This is a genomic window from Microbacterium sp. AISO3 (genome assembly GCF_002204305.1).
Classification (GTDB): Bacteria; Actinomycetota; Actinomycetes; order Actinomycetales; family Microbacteriaceae; genus Microbacterium; species Microbacterium arborescens.
Window position 1 is genome coordinate 499,045 of the sequence record NZ_NHRF01000001.1, and the last position, 18,086, is coordinate 517,130.

At 69.8% G+C, this 18,086-nt stretch carries 13 protein-coding genes; 8 read left to right on the forward strand and 5 right to left on the reverse strand.

All coding sequences use genetic code 11. The features are described from left to right. Positions 1-25 precede the first annotated feature (25 nt). Genes CBF90_RS02330 through CBF90_RS02340 form a run of 3 tightly spaced genes read right to left on the reverse strand, consistent with a single transcriptional unit; the run spans position 26 to position 2,909 of the window. A complete protein-coding gene (locus CBF90_RS02330) occupies positions 26-1,003 on the reverse strand; it encodes a phosphotriesterase (protein ID WP_242435565.1) in 978 nt (325 codons plus the stop codon). After that, entirely contained in the window at positions 1,000-1,968 is a 969-nt protein-coding gene (locus CBF90_RS02335; RefSeq protein ID WP_023953587.1) for an NAD(P)-dependent oxidoreductase, read from the reverse strand. Before CBF90_RS02335 ends, CBF90_RS02330 begins: the two co-directional genes overlap by 4 nt. Continuing rightward, entirely contained in the window at positions 1,965-2,909 is a 945-nt protein-coding gene (locus CBF90_RS02340; protein WP_233494918.1) for an SIS domain-containing protein, read from the reverse strand. Before CBF90_RS02340 ends, CBF90_RS02335 begins: the two co-directional genes overlap by 4 nt. Positions 2,910-2,971: 62 nt before the next feature. Here CBF90_RS02340 and CBF90_RS02345 point away from each other — a divergent pair, with 62 nt between their 5' ends. After that, positions 2,972-3,724, forward strand: coding sequence for an SDR family NAD(P)-dependent oxidoreductase (locus CBF90_RS02345; RefSeq protein WP_023953589.1), 753 nt, complete (start codon positions 2,972-2,974; stop codon positions 3,722-3,724). Positions 3,725-3,738: 14 nt separating this feature from the next. Here the strand turns inward: CBF90_RS02345 and CBF90_RS02350 are convergent, their stop codons facing one another. Beyond that, complete coding sequence (locus CBF90_RS02350) at positions 3,739-6,273, reverse strand: alpha-L-rhamnosidase (protein WP_088379808.1); 2,535 nt, start codon at positions 6,271-6,273, stop codon at positions 3,739-3,741. Then, positions 6,270-7,586: a DUF3863 domain-containing protein gene (locus tag CBF90_RS02355; RefSeq protein ID WP_088379809.1), complete on the reverse strand. Its 1,317-nt coding sequence runs from the start codon at positions 7,584-7,586 to the stop codon at positions 6,270-6,272. The genes CBF90_RS02350 and CBF90_RS02355 overlap by 4 nt, the downstream gene beginning before the upstream one ends. A 181-nt stretch (positions 7,587-7,767) precedes the next feature. Between CBF90_RS02355 and CBF90_RS02360 the strand changes: the two genes are divergently transcribed. The 7 genes from CBF90_RS02360 (at position 7,768) to CBF90_RS02390 (ending at position 17,824) form a co-directional block, all read left to right on the forward strand. Further along, positions 7,768-9,027: an ABC transporter substrate-binding protein gene (locus CBF90_RS02360; protein WP_088379810.1), complete on the forward strand. Its 1,260-nt coding sequence runs from the start codon at positions 7,768-7,770 to the stop codon at positions 9,025-9,027. After that, positions 9,024-10,286: an ABC transporter substrate-binding protein gene (locus CBF90_RS02365; RefSeq protein WP_088379811.1), complete on the forward strand. Its 1,263-nt coding sequence runs from the start codon at positions 9,024-9,026 to the stop codon at positions 10,284-10,286. The genes CBF90_RS02360 and CBF90_RS02365 overlap by 4 nt, the downstream gene beginning before the upstream one ends. 119 nt (positions 10,287-10,405) lie before the next feature. After that, a complete protein-coding gene (locus tag CBF90_RS02370) occupies positions 10,406-12,505 on the forward strand; it encodes a DUF6259 domain-containing protein (RefSeq protein WP_088379812.1) in 2,100 nt (699 codons plus the stop codon). Next, the gene (locus CBF90_RS02375) at positions 12,502-13,494 is read left to right on the forward strand and encodes a carbohydrate ABC transporter permease (RefSeq protein ID WP_023953595.1); all 993 of its coding nucleotides are present in this window, start codon (positions 12,502-12,504) and stop codon (positions 13,492-13,494) included. Before CBF90_RS02370 ends, CBF90_RS02375 begins: the two co-directional genes overlap by 4 nt. Beyond that, positions 13,491-14,327 (forward strand): carbohydrate ABC transporter permease, encoded by an 837-nt coding sequence (locus CBF90_RS02380; RefSeq protein ID WP_023953596.1) that lies wholly within the window; start codon positions 13,491-13,493, stop codon positions 14,325-14,327. The genes CBF90_RS02375 and CBF90_RS02380 overlap by 4 nt, the downstream gene beginning before the upstream one ends. Before the next feature lie 3 nt (positions 14,328-14,330). Continuing rightward, positions 14,331-17,108, forward strand: coding sequence for a sugar-binding domain-containing protein (locus CBF90_RS02385; RefSeq protein WP_088379813.1), 2,778 nt, complete (start codon positions 14,331-14,333; stop codon positions 17,106-17,108). Beyond that, entirely contained in the window at positions 17,105-17,824 is a 720-nt protein-coding gene (locus tag CBF90_RS02390) for a peptidase E (protein WP_088379814.1), read from the forward strand. Before CBF90_RS02385 ends, CBF90_RS02390 begins: the two co-directional genes overlap by 4 nt. Positions 17,825-18,086: the final 262 nt, after the last annotated feature.

Below are 18,086 nucleotides of genomic sequence, written 5' to 3' on the forward strand. Positions count from 1 at the left end.
AGTCCCCGCCGCCGGCTCGCTCGCGTCAGACGCGCCAGGCTAGCCAGGCGGCGGGGTTCCGTCGCAGGACGCGATCGACGACGTCGTCGCCGGCGGCGTCGCGCAGGCGTGGCACGAAGCGGTCGCCGAGATAGCGCAGGCCCGGGATGCCGCCGTAGGCGCGGTACCGCGTCGCGCGGGCGACGTCGCCCCCGAGCAGCACGCGGTCGGCGCCGCCGCGCCGCGCGGTCTCGGTGAGGCAGTCGATCAGCACCGCGTCGGGCCAGTCGCGCGCCCGCGCAGCGCCGTCGTAACCGAGGAACGCGCCGCGCGCGGCGAGCTCCGCGTGCAGGCCCGGGTCGGGATTGCGGTCGACGTGGGCGAGCGCGACGCGATCGGCTGCGACGCCGACGGACGCGAGGGCGTCGAGGGCCTCGTGGGCGGCCGAGCCGTGCTCGAGGTGCACCATGACCGGGGCGCCGGTGTCGCGATGAGCGGCTCCGACCGCGGCGATCGCCCGGCGGGCGGCGTCATCGATGCGCCAATAGCCGAGGCCGGCCTTGAGCACCCCGGCGCGCGGCGCGGCATCCTGGTCGGGCTCCGAGTCGAGGGACGCCGGCGAGAGCCCCTCGGCGGCACCGACCGTCAGGTCGCGGTGGAATGCGGCCACGAGCTCGTCCTCGGATGCCCGGAGCAGCGGGTGGTCCGCGGCGTAGTGCTCGCGGCGGTGGACGCCGGTGGTCATGACGACGGTGAGGCCCGTCGCGCGCGAGATGCGGCGGATCGCGTCAGGTCGTCGTCCCAGGCCGAGCGGGGTCGCGTCGACGAGCGCGGCGAAGCCCGACTCTCGCAGCTCGGCTGCCTCGCGCCCCGAGGCGTCTTCGTCGTCGAGGTCGTCGCCCGGCAGCAGCGGGGAGCGCTGAAACAGGTGCTCGTGGTAGTTCACGGTGCCGAGGGCGTCGGGCTCGACGTCGCCCGTCACCGTGCGGACCTGCCCGCGCATCCCGGTCATGGCATCGCTCATGGCGCGACCGGGTGCCGTGGCTCACGGCCCTCGAGCACGGCACGCAGATCGGCGGTCGCCATGCGACCCATGCCGTCGACGCCCTCGCGGGTCTGGGCGGCGAGGTGGGGTGTGACGATGACCCGATCGGCGAGGTCGGGGGCGAGGAGGGGTGAGGCGCCCTCGCCATGGTTCTCGGTCGCCAGGGTGTCGGCTGCGTAGGCCCAGACGCGGCCGGAGCGCAGCGCGGCGGCGACGGCATCCTCGTCGATGAGGTCGGCGCGCGCGGTGTTCACCAGCAGCACCGGACGATCGGATGCCCCGAGCCAGGCGTCGTCGACGACGGTCTGGCCCCCGGGGGCGTGCAGGGTGACGACGTCGCACGATCGGGCGAGGTCGTCGGCGGACGCTCGCTCGATCTCGTCGAAGATCGGGTCGTCGGTCGGCACCCAGGGGTCGGCACCGAGCACGCGCGGACGGAATCCGCCGAGGCGCTCGATGACGAGGCGTCCGATGCGCCCGAGGCCGAGCACTCCGACGGTGAGGGCCGACAGCTCGCGTGCCTGCCAGCCCGACCAGTCGCCCGCCCGCACGCGGCGGTCGGCGGCGGGCACGCCCCGGAGGGCGGCCAGGAGGAGGGCGACGGTGTGCTCGGCGACCGCGCTCGAGTTCGCTCCGGGGGTGTTGGTGACGACGACGCCGCGCGCCGCGGCCGCCGCGACGTCCACTTTGTCGATCCCGACGCCGTAGCGTGCGACGACCCGCAGTGCGGGTGCGAGCTCGAGGTGCGCCGCCGTGACCGGGCCGGTGCCGGCGATCCATCCGTCGACGCCGGGCAGGAGCGCCTCGAGCTCCGCGAGGTCGTGAGCGGGGCTCGATCGCACGACTTCGTAGCCGGCGGCGTCCAGCTCGGCGGCGAAGTCGGTGCCGCCGCCGCCGAACGACCGCGAGGTGACCAGCACCCGGCGGCGCGCGGCCGACGTCACGACGCCTGCTCGCCGCCCGCGGCCTGCTCGTCGTCGGCGTCGCGGTGGCGCATCGACGCGAGCTCGCTTTTCATCCGCCGGATGGCTGCGGTGTGCTCGGGGCTGCGGCGCAGCGCGACGCCCGTGGCGAGGATGTCGATGACGACGAGACCGGCGAGGCGGCTGGTCGACGGCGTGTAGACGTCGGTGTCCTCGAAGGTGCGTGCGATCAGCGGCACTGTGGCGATCTCCGACAGCGGGCTCTGGCGTCCGGTGATGGAGATGACGGACGCGCCGGCCTTGCGCGCCGCCTCGGCGACGATCATCGTCTGCTCGGTGTGGCCGGTGTTCGAGATCGCGACGGTGACCGAGCGCGGGCCGCTCATCGTCGCGGCGATGAACTGCTGGTGGAAGTCTTCGGGTGCCTGGCACGGCACGCCGAAGAGGGGGAACTTCTGCTGCGCGTCCTGCGCGATGATGCCGCTCGCGCCGAAGCCGACGAACAGGATGTCGGATGCGTCGAGGATCAGCGCGATGGCGTCTTCGACCGCCGCGGCGTCGAGCGTGCGGCGAGCCCGATCGAGGCTCGAGATCGTGTGGTCGAAGATCTTCTCCGACAGGTCGGCGCTCGAGTCGTCGGGTGTGATCGACGAGTGCGTCACGGGCAGGCCGAGCGCGAGCGTCTGAGCGAGCTGGATGCGGAAGTCCTGGAACCCTTCGCACCCGACCGAGGCGCAGAAGCGCATCACCGTCGGCTCGCTCACCTCGGCGGCTTCGGCCAGCCCGGCCATCGTGAACTGCACCGCCCCGACGGGGTTGTCGAGCACGATGGCTGCGACGCGCTGTTCTGATCGCCGCAGGCTCGGAAGCTGCCGGGTGATGCGCTCCAGCAGCGTGTCGCTCGAGTCCTCCGTGCGTGCTGCCGTGGTGCCGGATGCGCCGGGTGCGGTGTCCGTGGTCACGGATCCCCCCTCCATGTAGTATCGCTACAAACCTTACCCCACCACCCCCGAAGGGCACAGAGATGTACCGCGAACGGCTCGAACTGGACGGCAGAGTGGCCGTCGTCACCGGCGGATCCCGGGGCATCGGACTCGCCTGCGTCACGGCGCTGCGCGAGTTCGGAGCGACCGTCGTCATCGCCGACCTCCTCGACGACGTCGGCCGCGCGGCCGCAGAATCATTCGACGGCGGGGTCGAGTACGTGCACCTCGACGTGACCGACGCGGCGGGGGTCGCCGAGGTGTTCGCCGACGTCGCCGCTCGCCACGGCCGGCTCGACATCCTGGTGACCTCGGCGGGCATCGCCAACCATCAGCCCTCCTCCGAGATCACGCGCGAGGCATGGGATGCGGTGCTCGCGGTCAACGCGACCGGAACCTTCTGGTGCGCCCGTGAGGCCGCCCGGCACATGACCCGTGGTGCGTCGATCGTCGCCATCGGTTCGATGTCGGGCGAGCTCGCGAACGCGCCGCAGAGGCAGGCCGCCTACAACGCGTCGAAGGGCGCGGTCCACCTCGCGGTGAAGTCGCTCGCCGTCGAGTACGTCGATGCCGGCATCCGGGTCAATGCCGTCGCGCCGGGCTACATCGGCACCGACCTGACGAAGGACGGGGTGCCGGGCGAGTGGTGGGACGACTGGATCCGGCGCACTCCGATGCAGCGACTCGGCGCGCCCGAGGAGGTCGCGTCGCTCGTCGCCTTCCTCGCGTCGGATGCCGCCTCGTACCTGACCGGGTCGATCGTGCTCGCCGACGGAGGCTACTCGGCCTGGTGAGGCGGACCGCCGGCTCAGGCGTGCGCGCGGAGCGTGTGCACGCCTGAGCCGACCTCCCGCCGGACGCCGGGCAGCACGACCTCGGCGGTGACCCCGACGGGAACCTCGCAGGTGAGCTCGAGCTCGTCGGGAGCGAGACCTGCGCCTCCGCGTCGCCAGCGCACCGAGAGGTCGCCGTACGGCGTGCGCACGGCACCCTCGGCCTCGGACAGAGCGGTCGCCGTGACGCCCGGCTCGATGCGGGCACGTTGCCACCCGGGTGCGAGCGGGCGCAGACCGGCGACGTCGCCGTAGAGCCAGTCGTCGATGGTGCCGAGGAAGTAGTGTCCGCGCGAGCGCGACTCCGGCTTCCAGTGCTCCCACAGCGACGTGGCCCCGAGCTCGACCCAGTGGCCCCAGCTCGGGAAGGTCGTCTGCGTCGCGATCGCGACAGCGGCATCCGCATGCCCGAACCGCGTCAGCACGGGCAGGATGTGCTTCGTCGCGAGCGCGCCGGTCCACAGGTGGTCGCCTCGGTCGCGTACGTCGGCGGCGAGACGATCGGCGGCGGGCTGCCGGGCATCCTCGGGCAGGACGTCGAAAGCGAGGGCGAGAACCGCATGCGCCTGCCGGTACCCGTCGTCGCCGACGCCTCGCACCTCGGCGCGACCGGCATCCCAGAAGGTCGCGACGAACGCCGCGCGACTGCGCTGCGCCGCCGCGAGCCATTCGTCCGCGGGTTCGCCGAGCTCGACGGCGATCCTGGCGGCGGTGTCGCACATCGCGATGAGGAAGGCGGTCGCGGCGATGCGCGCGTCCTCGGGCGGGTTGCCGCCGCCGGCATCCGTGTCGGGGGCGACCCAGTCGCCGAGCGTCGTCTCGGCGATGCCGCCGGGCGATCGGTCGATCTCGAAGCGGAGGTAGTCGCGGGCGTCGGGCCACACCGCCGCGAGCACGTCTCGGTCGCCTCGCTGCAGGTGCACCTCCCACGGCACGAGGAGCAGCGCGGAGTGCCACGTCGGCGCGGGAGACCAGTCCATGCGCCATCCGCCGTGCGGTGCGATCACCTGCGGGGCGCCCGCACCGTGGCGGGAGTGGGCGATGTCGGCCGACCATTTGGCCAGCAGCTCGTGCGTGTCGAGGTTCTGGAGCATCATCCGCGCGCCGACCATCCCGTCGCCCGTCCACCCGTTCTTCTCGTACTTCGGGGTGTCGGTCGGGATGCCGTGCAGGTTGCTCAGGATCGTGCGCACCGTGAGCTCGTGGATCGTGTTCAGCAGCGGATCGGAGCACGAGAAGCGGCCGATTCGCGGGGCCCGGGTATGCACGATCGCCGCCCGCAATCGGGGAAGGCGGGGCGCGCGGACCTCGACGTAGCGGAATCCGTGCCAGGTGAATCGGGGATGCCAGCGCAGCGGGCCGGTCTCGCGCGTGTCGTCGAGGATGATGCGGTCGGTCTGGAAGCGGCCGTCGAAGTAGCCCTTCTCGTCTTCGTGGTTCGGCGTCCCGTCGGGCTCGAGGGTCTCTCCGAAGCGGAGCTCGATCACGTCACCGGCGGCACCATCGGCCTCGATCTCGACCCAGCCCGCGACGACCCGTTCGAAGCCTACGACCCAGCGGCCCTCGCCGAGCTCGACCACGGACTCCGGCTCGAGGTGCCCCGCGACGACGATGGGCGGCTGTCGCTGCGGCTCCGGTGCGCCGGCCGGGCCGGTCGCCACCCGAACGCGCGGCCAGTCGGAGACGTCGGTGCCGGCGGAGCCCGCTCCGACGACACGACGCCGTGCGTCGAAGTCCTCGCCGGCGTACAGGTCGTCGCTCGTGGTCGCGCCGTCGACGGCGCGCCAGGTGTCGTCCGTCACGACGACCTGTTCACCGTCGGCTCCCCGGATGACGAGCAGCAGCCGGACGCAGGGATCGTCGTGCCAGGGCGCGGTCTCCCAGTTCCAGGTGTTGCGGCCGAGCATCCCGTAGAAGCCGCGGCCGAGCTCCGCCGTCAGCACATGGGTGCCCGCTGCCAGCTGCGCGGTGACGTCGGCAACGGTGTACTGGGTGACGACGTCGTAATCGGTGAACCCCGGTCCGAGCACGGAGTCGTCGACGGGTCGTCCGTCGAGCTCGACGTGCGCGAGGCCGCCCGCGGCGATGACGAGGTAGGCCTCGTCGGGCGCAGCGTCGACCTCGAATGCGCCGCGCACGATCGGAGCCGCGGGGGTGGGCTGGGACGCGCCGATCCAGGAGGCGCCGCGCCAATCGGCATCCACCACTCCGGTGACGAACGTGCCCGCGCTCTCGGCGCGCCCGGCGGTCGTCTCCACCTCGATGGACCATCGATAGCGGGCGAGCGGTCGCAGCGGCGCACCCCCGTAGCCGATGTCGACCGAGTGATCGTCGGTGACGACGCCTGAGTCCCACACGACGCTTCCGGCGAGATCCCGCACCTCGATGCGCCGAGACCGCTGCCGGGTGTCGGGCTGATCGCTCGTGATCTGCCAGCCGAAGACCGGTCGCGCGCCGGTTCCGACGGGGTTCGCGGAGTGGTCGACGGTGAGCTCGCGCAAGGCGGTCATGCATCATCCTTCAGGCGCGACAGCTCGTCGCTGCCGCCGTAGTGCTCGTTCAGGGCGGCGTCGACCGTCGGATGCGCGGCCAGGAACCGGAGCAGCGGCACCGGCTCGTCCTGCGGGCGCGTGCGCTTCTGATTGATCTCGCCGAGCAGGCTCCAGCGCCGGTCGCCGAGACCTGACGGTTCGATCGCGTCGCCGTCGTAAGCGGTGTAGTCGAACACCCGGATGCCGTCGGCGTCCGTGACGACGCCCAGGCGGAAGCCTGCCGTCATGAACCAGGTCACCGTCTCGCCCAGGCGCGAGGCCTGCACGCCGCTGCCGCTCTGTTCGAGGAGGTACGCCAGTCCCTCGTTGTCGGGGTGCCGGGTGCGCCACTCCTCGCCGAACTCGGCGATCGTCGGCATCCTCAGGTCGGGCCAGCGCTCCCGCAGGCCGCCGAGCCAGCCGCCCCAGGCCTCGAGCGTCGACGGGTCGGTCTCGAGTCCGCGGGCGACCTCGCTGATCTCGTAGTTCACCGTCAGCCAGCCGAGGCCGTTGCGCTCGACGTTCCGGTCGTTCAGGTGCGCCTCGCTCGTCGCGTCGAGCTCGCGGAGCGCCTCGCCGCGCGGCAGGCGGTGCAGCGTCTCGATGGGGCCGAGCCCGAGACGCGAGTTGTAGTCCGACGACATCCCGGCGGTGCGGGCGGCGACGAGATCGACCGTCCAGCCGTCGAGCTGGACGGCGTCGATGCGCTGGTCGCCTGTCCCCGGCACGAGGAAGTGGGATGACGACGGGTAGTAGGGGTAGGCGATCGAGCCGTCGCCGTCCTGCAGATCGATGTCGAACTGGCTCCAGATGTTGCCCTGCACCGTCCGCATTCCGCGGGCGCGTGCGTCGGCGATGTTGTGCGCCGAGAGGAAGCCGGCGACGAGCGATCGGGGGGCGCGGCCGAACTCCTGCGCGATGAGGTCGGCGGCGTCGGTGATATCGCGCGAGACGTCCTCGCGTGAGCCGTACAGGTTGGCGAAGAACCCCCCGGGCACGAAGGCGACGTCGTCGCCGTGCGCCTCGGCCGCGCGGCGGACCGCGGCCCGCACGTCGCGGTAGCGGGGCGACGCGTCGGTGAGCGCTCCCCATGACAGCGCCCAGGTGACGCGAGCATCCGGAATGGCCGCGCGTACGGTGTCGGAGAACCGCTCGACGAGCGCCGCGGAGTGGAGCTCGGATTCGTCCTCCCACAGTGAGCGGGTGCGGGTGGCCTCGATCTGGTGGCGCCGGACCACGGTGTTGACGGTGATGCGTCGGCCGATGGCGTCGGGCTGCTGGGAGGATTCCATGAGGCATCACCCTAGCCACGATCTCGGTCGAGAAAGTAGTGGCACTAGCGAAATTGTCGTGTTGAACGTCTCATTTCGGTAAACACGAGACTAAACGGCGGCTCGTGTGTAGTATCGCTACCAATACCCGGACGCCGCGCCTCCAGCGGGCGTCGACCATCGATGAAGACAGGGAGAAGCCATGAAGAAGTGGCTCAAGGGGACAGCATTCGTCGGAGTCGCGCTCGCGACCATCGGCACCCTGGCCGGGTGCGCGGGTGACGCAGCCGGCGGGAAGACCGAGATCAGCTTCCTGATGTGGGGCGACGGTGGCGACGCACAACAGGCTTACCAGGACGTCATCGATGCATTCGAGGACACGAACCCGGACATCGCCGTCAATGCCGAGTTCTTCAACACCAACGACTACGACAACATCCTCAAGACCCGTCTCTCCGGCGGCGCCGGCCCGGACGTCTACGGCTTCGACCTCGGCAACATCGAGACCTTCGTCGCCGACGGCTTCGCTGCCGATCTCTCCGACGGCGGCGAGAGCTACCTGTCTAAGCTCAACCCCGAGGCGGCTGAGGATGCGCAGCGGGAGGGCGGCACCTACAACCTGCCGATCTCGCTCTCGGGGAACGGCATCATCTACAACAAGGCGCTGTTCGATCAGGTCGGCATCACCGAGGAGCCGACGACCTACACCGAGCTGCTGGCCGCCTCGGAAAAGCTGAAGGCCGCCGGCATCACGCCCTTCGCGATGAGCGCTCAGGACAACTTCTGGCCGCAGTTCATCATCTACTACGCCCTCGCGGAGCACGGGGCCAACGAAGAGCTGGGTGCCGAGATGGCGGCCGGCGAGGCCACGTTCTCCGAGAGCAAGGCGTGGGCTGACTCGCTCGACATCGTCCGCGAGCTGACGCCGTACTACATGCCCAACCCGCTCGGCACCAGCCAGACCGCGGCGCAGTCCGCGTTTCTCGCCGGACAGGCCGCGATGTTCCCCGCGACGTGGATCCTCTCCGACGCTCGCGACGCCGACCTCGATGTCGACTACATGAACTTCCCGACCACGGATGAGGGGTCCGACGCGATCTGGGGCACATACCAGGTGCGTTTCGGGCTGAACCCGAACAACGGCGACGCCAAGCTCGACGCGGGCCAGAAGTTCCTCGATTACTTCATGCAGGACGAGGTTTACAGCAGCTTCTTGGACAAGGTGAAGCTCTTCCCGACAACGACGGGCGTCGAGGTCGGCGAGGACGTCGACCCGCTGTTCCCCGACATGCAGGCGTCGTGGGAGGGCAAGCAGTTCATCGCGGCGTTCTCGCCGACCGATCCCAGCATCCAGGACACTCTGCTGGTCGGGCTGCAGAACATCATCGGTGATCGTCAGAGCACCGAGGAAGTGCTGACCGACCTCGACGCTGCCCTGGCGCAGTACGTCGCAAACCGATGACGCACGGTCCCCGTGTCCGTCTCGCGAGCGCGGCCGGTCTGGTCGCGCTCGCGGCGGCGGCACTCACCGGATGCGGCAGTGCGGGCGGTGGCGGCACGCAGCTCAGCTTCTTGATGTGGGGCGACGGCGGCGACAACCAGAAGGCGTACGAGAAGGTGATCGCGGCCTTCGAGGAGGCCAACCCCGACGTCACCGTCAACGCGGAGTTCGTCAACACCAACGACTACGACAACGTTCTGAAGACGCGTCTGTCGGGTGGAGCGGGACCGGACGTCTACGGCTTCGACCCGAAGAACCTGACCGACTTCATCCAGGACGGCTTCGCCGCCGATCTGTCGTCGACCGACTTCCTCGGAAGGCTGAACGAGGCCGCGGCACTCGAGGCGACGCGCGACTCCGGCGGTGAAGGCGCCTACTCCGTGCCGATCTCTCAATCGGGCAACGGGATCATCTACAACGCCGCGCTCTTCGAGCAGGCCGGCATCGACGAGGTCCCGCAGACCTACACCGAGCTGAAGGATGCCGCACAGAAGCTGTCGGACGCGGGCATCGTGCCGTTCGCCATGTCGGCTCAGGACAGTTGGTGGCCGCAGTTCATCGCGTACTACGCGATGGCGGAACACGTGTTCCCGGACAAGCCCGACATCATCGAGGAGCTGCTCGCGGGGGAGGCGACGTTCGCTGAGACGCCCGGCTACGAGAGTGCTCTGGATGTCGTCGAGGAGCTGGTGCCCTACTACATGCCCGACCCGGTCGGCACGAACCAGTCGGCTGCCAAGACGGCGTTCCTCTCCGGCAACGCCGCGATGTTCCCCGCGACGTGGATCCTCTCCGACGCTCGCGCGGCGGGCGTGGAGCCGGGCTACATGAACTTCCCTACCCTCGACACCGACGTCGCCGACATGTGGGGGAGCTACCTCGTCGCGTGGGGCATCAACCCGGGCAACGACAAGACCGATGCGGCTGAGCGCTTCATCGACTTCTTCTTCCAGGACGACGTCTACGCCGAGTTCTTGACAGGGGTGAAGGCCTTCCCCGTGACCGAGGGCATCGACGTCTCGTCGGTGGATCCGCTGTTCGGCGAGATGGAGGCCGCCTGGCAGGGCAAGACGTTCCGCCCCATGGTGCTGCCCGCCCACCCGCAGCTGCAGGAGACGCTGCTGGTGGGTATGCAGAACCTCATCGCCGGTCGGACCGACTCGGCGTCGGTTGTCGCGGAGCTCGACGCGACGCTCGACGAGATACGCGCGTCGCGGTGAGCTAGCGGGTAGCGCGGCTACCCAAGACCCCCGAAATTCGCTCGAATCGAGCAATTTCGGGGGTCTTCGCCCGTCATTCGTGTAGTCTGGCTACACAACGCAACTCAAGGAAGTGTTCCGTGACCCAGCTCCTCACCCTCGAGGACCCGCATCTGTCGATCGCCTTCGATGCCCGCACCGGTGGGCTCGTGCGATTCGATGATGGCAGGGTCGGTTCGTGGCTGGAAGAGGCGAGCGCCGGTTCGCTGTTCGTCGTCGAGATTCCGCGCGGCGGCGACCGCACCGTCGTCGTCCAGACCGCGCAGCAGTCGCTCTCCGGTCACGAGTTCACCGCCGACGGCAACGCCGTGACGCTGCGCTGGACCGACCCGATCACGTCCGCCGGCGAGACGCTTCACGGCGACATCACGGTCACTGCGGCGATCGATCAGGGCGGTCTCCGGGTCTCGCTGTCGCTCGCCCTCGAGGAAGGCGGCGTCGAAGCGGTACGGTTCCCGTCAATACGAGGCGTGCGTCCGGCGGCGCGCGAGCTCGAGCTTCGGGGGGTCGACTACTCGACCGGCACGCGCGTCGGCCTGCTGCCCGTGTTCGACAGCAACGCACCCTATTGGGGCACGATGTTCCCGGACTATGCCAGCGGCAACCTGCGGCCCGAGCTCGTCGGCAACCCCACCTCACCGTTCGTCGCCCTCGTGACCGATGCCGGCGGCATCACCGTCATGCCCGCGGCGCCGACGCTCGACTTCATCGGCTGGCGTGCATCGCTCGAGCCCGGGTTCGCCGACAGCCTCGCCCGCACCGCCGGGCCCGATGCCGCCGTCACGCTCGACGCCATCCACTTCCCCGCCGCGACCGGCGACCGCATCGAGCTGCCCGCGATGTCGCTCATGCCGTACGCGGGGGACTGGACCGGTTCGCTCGTGCCGTACCGTCGCAACCAGGCGCCCACCCGGCGCTCCCGCGCGGACTGGCTCGCGGAGCCCCGGCTCTGGCTGCAGGTGCAGCTCATGTCGACCGAGGGCGAGCCCCGCTACGACTTCGACGACCTCGTCGACATCATCGAGGAGTGCGCGTCGACCGGGATCGGCGCGATCCAGATCGTCGGTTGGAACGAGGGCGGACAGGACGGCCTCGTCCCGTGGCACCGCCCGGCGGCGAAGCTCGGCGGAGCCGCCGGCCTGCAGCGGGCGCTCGATCGCGCCCGCGAGCTCGACGTCGCCACCGTGCTCTACGTCAAGTACGTGTGGGTCGAGAAGCCCGGCCCGAACTGGAATGAGCTCGAGCGCTTCGTATCGCGCGATCCCCACGGGCAGCCCTACGCGCAGCCCGGTCCGGTCTACCACTCCTCGCGCAAGCGCTACGGCATCAGCACGCCCTGGTACGTGCCCCTGTGCTTCGGCGTGCGTGAGCTGCGCGACCGCATCGCCGACGAGGTCGCCGAGATGGCATCCTGGGGCGCCGACGGCATCCTGGCCGACGAGTCGCTCTACCACGGTCGCGCTCTGCTGTGCTTCGCCGACGATCACGGCCATCCCGTCGGCGCGAGCGCCTTCACGTGGGACGCGGCGTACATCGACGACATGCGCGCTCGCCTCGGCGACGCGGCCGACACCTTCGTCATCGCTGCCGAGGGCGCTTACGACGCCCAGTTCGAGGACTACGACGTGTCGTACTTCCGCAGCGCATCGCCCCACCATCGGCCCGTCGGCAGGATGCTGCGTCCCGGCGCCCGCATCGTCACGGCGCTGACCGGTTTCGACGAGCGCGGCATGATCGCCCAGAGCCTGCTGGACGCATACGCGATGAGCCTCGAGCCCTTCAACTTCAAGGGACGCCCCCGTGACATGCCGGTCACCGTCGAGCGAGCGCGTCGCGCGGAGGAGGTGCGCGGCCGGTACGCCGACTGGCTGTGGAACGGCGAGCTCGTGGCCGACGACGCCGTCACGGTGGCGGAGGCCGGTGCCTCCGGTTCGGCCGCGCTGGTTCGCCACACCGTCTGGCGCCGTGGTCAGGGCGACCCCTCGCGCGTCGTGGTCGTCGCCAACTTCGGTGACGCCCCCGCGCGAGTGCGCGTCGCCGGTCTCCCGGCCGGATCGCATGTCGTCCGTCTCGACGGCTCGGCTGAGACGGACCTCGACGCGACAGACGCGATCCTCACCATCGATCCCCGCGACGCCGCCGTCGTGGTTCCCCCGACCGACCCGATTGGAACGACATGAGCAGCACGCGCGTCGAAGATCCTCGCGTCCTCGCCTTGGACGACCCGGAGAACGTGACTGCGCTCCGCAAGCGCACGACGCTGAAGGAACGCCTGTGGACCGGCCGGAGCTCGGCCGGGAAGTTCTGGGTGGCGATCTCGCCGGCCCTCATCCTGTACCTCGTGTTCACCGTGTACCCGATGGGGCAGGTCGTCGTGGCGAGCTTCACCGACGCCCGCGGGTTCAATCGCGCGTGGGAGTTCCTGGGACTCGACAACTTCGTACGGATCTTCTCGGGCGACCCCGTGCTGATGGAGGCGGTGGGCAACACCGCGATCTACGGCTTCTTCAAGATCGTCGTGCAGACGGTGCTGGCGTTCCTGTTCGCCGTGCTGCTGCACCGGCAGCTGCGACTAGGCAACATCTACCGTGCGATCTTCTTCGCGCCGATGGTGATCTCTCCGGTCGCGATCGTGTTCGTGTGGAGCTTCATGTACGACCCCACCACGGGGACGTTCAACACCATCCTCCGCAGCCTCGGGCTCGGCGGCCTCGCGCAGGACTGGCTCGGCAACTACGACCTCGCCCTGTACAGCGTCATCCTGGTCGATCTGTGGAGCGGTCTGGGCTTCAACATCGTCATCTTCCTCGCCGGGCTGTCGACGATCCCGGGCGAGATCCTCGAGGCGGCGAAGGTCGACGGGGCGCGCGGCTGGAAGGCCCTGCGCTTCATCACGCTGCCGCTGATGATCCCCTCGATTGGCCTGGTGCTGGTGCTGTCGATCAACGGTGCGCTGCGCGCGTTCGACACCGTCTACCTGATGACCAGAGGCGGGCCGGGCAACTCGACACAGCTGTATATGACCCAGGTCTTCCAGGAGGGCATGGTCAACAACAACTTCGGCTACGCCTCGGCCATGGCCGTGCTGGTCATCATCGTGCTCATCGCCATCGCCGCGGTGCAGAACCGCTTGAACAACCGCATCGCCGCGGAGGAGGAGGGCCGATGAACAGCCGAACCGCGACGCGTCTGCTGCGACGCGTTCCCGTCAACGTCCTGCTGATCGTCCTCAGCATCCTGATGATCTACCCCCTCGTGATCATCGTGATCACGGCGTTCAAGCCCAACCTCGAGGTGCTGACGAACCCGACGGGACTGCCGATCTCGCCGACGTTCGACAACTTCGTCACCTCGTGGAACGAGGCGAACTTCACCAACCTGTTCGCGAACTCGATCCTGCTGACACTCGTCAGCATGACCGTCGCGACCTTCGTGGCCGCGCTCGCCTCGTACGCCATCGTGCGCCAGGCCACGAAGATCGGCTCGGGCATCTACCTGTTGCTCGCCGCCGGCATCTTCCTGCCGATGCAGCTCGCCCTCGTGCCGCAGTTCCGCGTCGTGCGCGACCTCGGGCTGATCAACAGCTACGCCGGCGTCATCCTCCTCTACATCGCCGGCGCTCTACCCTTCGGCGTCTTCCTGATGGCCGCGTTCATGCGGCAGGTGCCGCGCGAGATCGTGGAGGCCGCGGTCATCGACGGTGCCGGCTACTTCCAGTTGTTCTGGCGCATCTTCTTCCCCCTCGCGCGTCCCGCCGTCGCCACGTTCTGGGTGCTGCAGGGTGTGGGCGTGTGGAACGACTACCTCGTGCCGCAGCTGCTGCTCACCGACCCGGGCAAACGCACGCTGACAACCGGTGTCCTGTACTTCAAAGCGCAGTACCTCGCCGACTGGGGCAACATCATGGCCGCCGTGCTCATCATGAGCCTGCCTATCCTCCTGCTGTTCGTCTTCGCTCAGCGATACTTCGTCAGCGGTCTCTACGCGGGTGCGGTGAAGTAGCCGGTGACCGCGTCGCTGGACGGCATCGAACGGGAGCGGTGGCTGAGCTCGCCGCTGTTCGGAGACCGCTGGATCGAGCACCACGCGTCGGTCCCGTCTCGGGCAGCGCGTGTCTCGCGGGAGGACGCGGTCGCCGCGGCGCCCGCCGGTTCTCAGGCCGACGTCGTGTCGCTCGACGGTGAGTGGCTGCTCGCGGGGTCGCTTCCTGGGCGGGAGTTCTCGATCGAGCGCTGGCTCGGCGACCGATCGGATGCTGCGCGCCGCAGCCCCGTCGGCTGGCATCGCCCCGACACCGACCGCTCGACCTGGGTGAGGGCGACGGTCCCGGGCACCGTCCAGGGCGCGCTGGCCGCGGCGGGAGTCATCGCCGACCCGCTCGTCGACGACAACACCTACGCCGAACTCGTCGAGCACGGCGTGCCCGAGAAATGGTCGTGGTATTTCCGCCGCACGCGGATCGAGCAGCAGGAGTGGTGGTACGCCCGACGCTTCCGCGTGCCCGAGGGCTGGCGGGGCGACCGCATCCGCCTCTCGTTCGACGGTCTCGACTACGCGGCATCCGTGTTCGTGAACGGCCGGCCCGTCGCGCGACACGTCGGCATGTACGGCGGCCCGGATGTCGACGTGACGGCGGTGCTCGACCTCGAGGCCGAGAACGAGATCGTCGTGCGGATCGATCCGCCGCCGCACGACTGGCACGGCGTGATGAAGCCGTCGCCGGGCTGGGGCTGGCACTACGGTCATCTCATCTCGATGGGCATCTGGCGCGGCGTCCGTCTCGAGCGCGTACCCGAGGTCGAGCTCGCCGATCTCGCCGTCGTGGTCACCGACGCCCGGGAGGGCGCGGCACGGGTGCGCGTTCAGTGGGACGTCGTCGCGCCTCCGAGCCGCACGGAGCCGCTGACGGAGTCGCTTCCGGTGTCGGTGACGATCCGCGATCCCGACGGCTCCGCCGTCTCCGAGCTCGAGCTGTCGGCCGACGTCGGTCCCGACCTCACACGACATCACGTCGAGATCGACGTGCCGGATGCGCGGCTCTGGTGGCCGTTCGGGTACGGCGAGCAGCCGATCTACACCGCCGAGCTACGGGCCGCCGGGCAGGTGCTCGCCACCACCTTCGGCATCCGCTCGGTGCGCATGGAGCCGCTCGTCGGCAATCACGGTCCCGACGTCTACGACTGGCGGTTCGTCGTCAACGGGCGCGAGCTGTTCCTCAAGGGCGCGAACTGGTGCTGGACCGATCCGATGGCACGCCGCGGGTTCGACGTCGACCGGCACATCCTCGACCTGGTCGAGCGCGGCAATCTGCAGATGCTCCGGGCGTGGGGCGGCGGGACGATCGAGAGCGACGAGTTCTACGACGAGTGCGACCGTCGCGGCATCCTGGTCCTGCAGGAGTTCCCGCTGACCTTCGGTCTCGATGCCACGGGCGCCGATCTCGCGACGATCGACGAGCAGGTCTCGCGCATCGTGCGCCGGCTGCGAAACCACCCTTCGCTCGTCATGTGGGGCGGGGGCAACGAGAATCCCGCGACCATCACCTCGGACGATCTGCTGACGGTCATCGGGCGCCGTGTCGCGCAGTACGACCCCGGACGACCGTTCCACCGGACCGACCCCTGGGGCGGCAGCGAGCACTTCTACGGCGTCTATCACGAGGGCATGCCCGTCGAGGCGTACACCGGCCTGCTGCCTGCGGTCTTCGGCGAGTACGGCCTGTCGAGCCAGTGCGACCTGTCGAGCATGGCGCGCTTCCTCGACCCAGCCCTGCTCGAGCAGTGGCCGCCGCCCGAGCACGGGGCGATCGTGCAGCATCAGTCGCAGTTCTCGCTGTTCGATCTGTTCAAGCAGGCGCGATATGCCGCGTACGGGCCCATTCGCGACTGGCGCACGTTCGTCGAGTATTCGCAGCTGGGGCAGGGCGACGCGCTGCGGTTCGCATCGGAGCGGATGCGCGCCCACAGCGGCGACACGACGTCGGCCTACTGGTTCTACAAGATCGGCGAAGCGTTTCCGGGCGCGTCCTGGGCGGTCATCGACTACTACGGAGTGCCGAAGCTGTCGTACTACCGTGCGAAGCAGTTCGGCGCCCCGGTGTCGGCCTATGCGACGTACGAGAAGTTCGACTGGTCGGTGGCCGAGACGTTCCGAGCCCGCATCCACGTGTCGAACGACACGCCCTCGACGGTTTCCGGCGCCCGGTTGTTCGTGCGCCTGTACGACGCCGATCTTCGGGTCGTGGTCGAGAACGAGTCGAGGGTCGACGTCGCGGCCGATGGTCGGGTGGACGTCACCGAGATCGTCGCGCCGCTCGGCGGGCGGCCGGTCGAGCCACTCGTCCTCGCCGTGACGCTGCAGGATGCCGCGGGCGGGCGGATCTCGTCGCAGTGGTACCCGTTCAACCACCAGCGGAAGGACGCCGCGCTGCGCGAGCTGGAGGCGCGGCCCCTCGACGAGGCCGCGGCGACGCCGGTTGCCGAGCTGCTGCAGCCGTATGCGGACCTGACGTCGCCCCTGTCGGAGCTGCCGTCGACTGCCGTGTCGGCGCATGTCGAGAATGACGCCATCGTCGTTCGCAATGTCGGCGAACACCCGGCGCCGATCGTGCTGATCGATGGGTTCCCGCACGGGCTGGGGGCGGTGCTCGACGACAACGCGTTCGGGCTCGATGCCGGCGAGGAGCGCCGCGTCGGCTTCGCCCTGCCCGACGGCTCGGACGGCAACGGGCTCGACGGCGTTCGTGTGCGAGCCTGGAACGCACCGGAGGTGATGCTCTCATGAGCAAGAGGCGGACGATCCTGGCCACGTGCGGCGGGTGGAGCCCCGCGCAGTGGGGTGATGTCGAGTTCAGCCCGTTGCAGCGATATGCCCTGGATCTGACGGGTGTCACCGGACGTCGCCCGCGTGTCGCGTTCGTGAACACGGCGGCCGGTGACCAGCGCGTCGACGAGGGCCGGGAGCTGGCTGCGGCGCAGCAGCGCGGTGTGGATGCCGTCCACATCCGGCTGTTCGGGCGGAACCAGCCGGACCTCCGCGAGGCCGTTCTGGCGAGCGATCTCGTCTGGGTCGCCGGTGGCAGCGTCGCGAACCTGCTGGCCGTGTGGCGGGTGCATGGGCTGCCCGAGGTGCTCGCCGAGGCGGCGGATCAGGGGACTGTTCTGGCGGGGACGTCAGCGGGCGCGATCTGCTGGCACGTCGGCGGCCCCACCACGACGTTCGGCCCGGTCGCCGTGATCGACGACGCGCTCGGTTTCGTCGACCGATCCGTCGGGGTTCACTACGACTCGCAGCCCGGCCGGCGCCCCGCGCTGCAACGCGCGATCGCCGACGGAACGTTGCCGAACGGGTTCGGCCTCGACGAGGGCGCAGCGGTGCTCTACATCGACGGCGAGCCGGTCGAGATGCTCACCGAGTCGGCCGACGGTGCGGTGTGGGCCGTCGAGCGCGATGGCGACGGTGTCGCCGAGACTCGCTGCGAGACGCGCCTTCTCGCCTGATCCGATTCAGTCGGCAGCCAGCCGGCGCCGGTGAGCACCTCGAGCGCGATCTCGGCGGCGGATCGGCCGTCCGTGGCGATGCGGCGAATCCCGTCTCCGGCTTGATCGAGCCGCCGGGCAGCGGCTTCGCTGCGGCGGATGTGCTCGTCGAGTGCGGTCCCGATCTCACGACGGGCGAGCCGTTGGGCCGCGATTTCGTCGGAGGATGTCCGCAGGACCGCGGAACAGTGCACGTCTCCGCCCAGTGCGGCGAGGAGCGCCG

What these genes read in the sequence shown, in the direction of transcription:
- CBF90_RS02330 (WP_242435565.1), bottom strand. Translation starts at nt 1,003, where the DNA reads ATGAGCGATGCCATGACCGGGATGCGCGGGCAGGTCCGCACGGTGACG.
- CBF90_RS02345 (WP_023953589.1), top strand. Translation starts at nt 2,972, where the DNA reads ATGTACCGCGAACGGCTCGAACTGGACGGCAGAGTGGCCGTCGTCACC.
- CBF90_RS02350 (WP_088379808.1), bottom strand. Translation starts at nt 6,273, where the DNA reads ATGACCGCCTTGCGCGAGCTCACCGTCGACCACTCCGCGAACCCCGTC.
- CBF90_RS02355 (WP_088379809.1), bottom strand. Translation starts at nt 7,586, where the DNA reads ATGGAATCCTCCCAGCAGCCCGACGCCATCGGCCGACGCATCACCGTC.
- CBF90_RS02360 (WP_088379810.1), top strand. Translation starts at nt 7,768, where the DNA reads ATGAAGAAGTGGCTCAAGGGGACAGCATTCGTCGGAGTCGCGCTCGCG.
- CBF90_RS02365 (WP_088379811.1), top strand. Translation starts at nt 9,024, where the DNA reads ATGACGCACGGTCCCCGTGTCCGTCTCGCGAGCGCGGCCGGTCTGGTC.
- CBF90_RS02375 (WP_023953595.1), top strand. Translation starts at nt 12,502, where the DNA reads ATGAGCAGCACGCGCGTCGAAGATCCTCGCGTCCTCGCCTTGGACGAC.
- CBF90_RS02380 (WP_023953596.1), top strand. Translation starts at nt 13,491, where the DNA reads ATGAACAGCCGAACCGCGACGCGTCTGCTGCGACGCGTTCCCGTCAAC.
- CBF90_RS02390 (WP_088379814.1), top strand. Translation starts at nt 17,105, where the DNA reads ATGAGCAAGAGGCGGACGATCCTGGCCACGTGCGGCGGGTGGAGCCCC.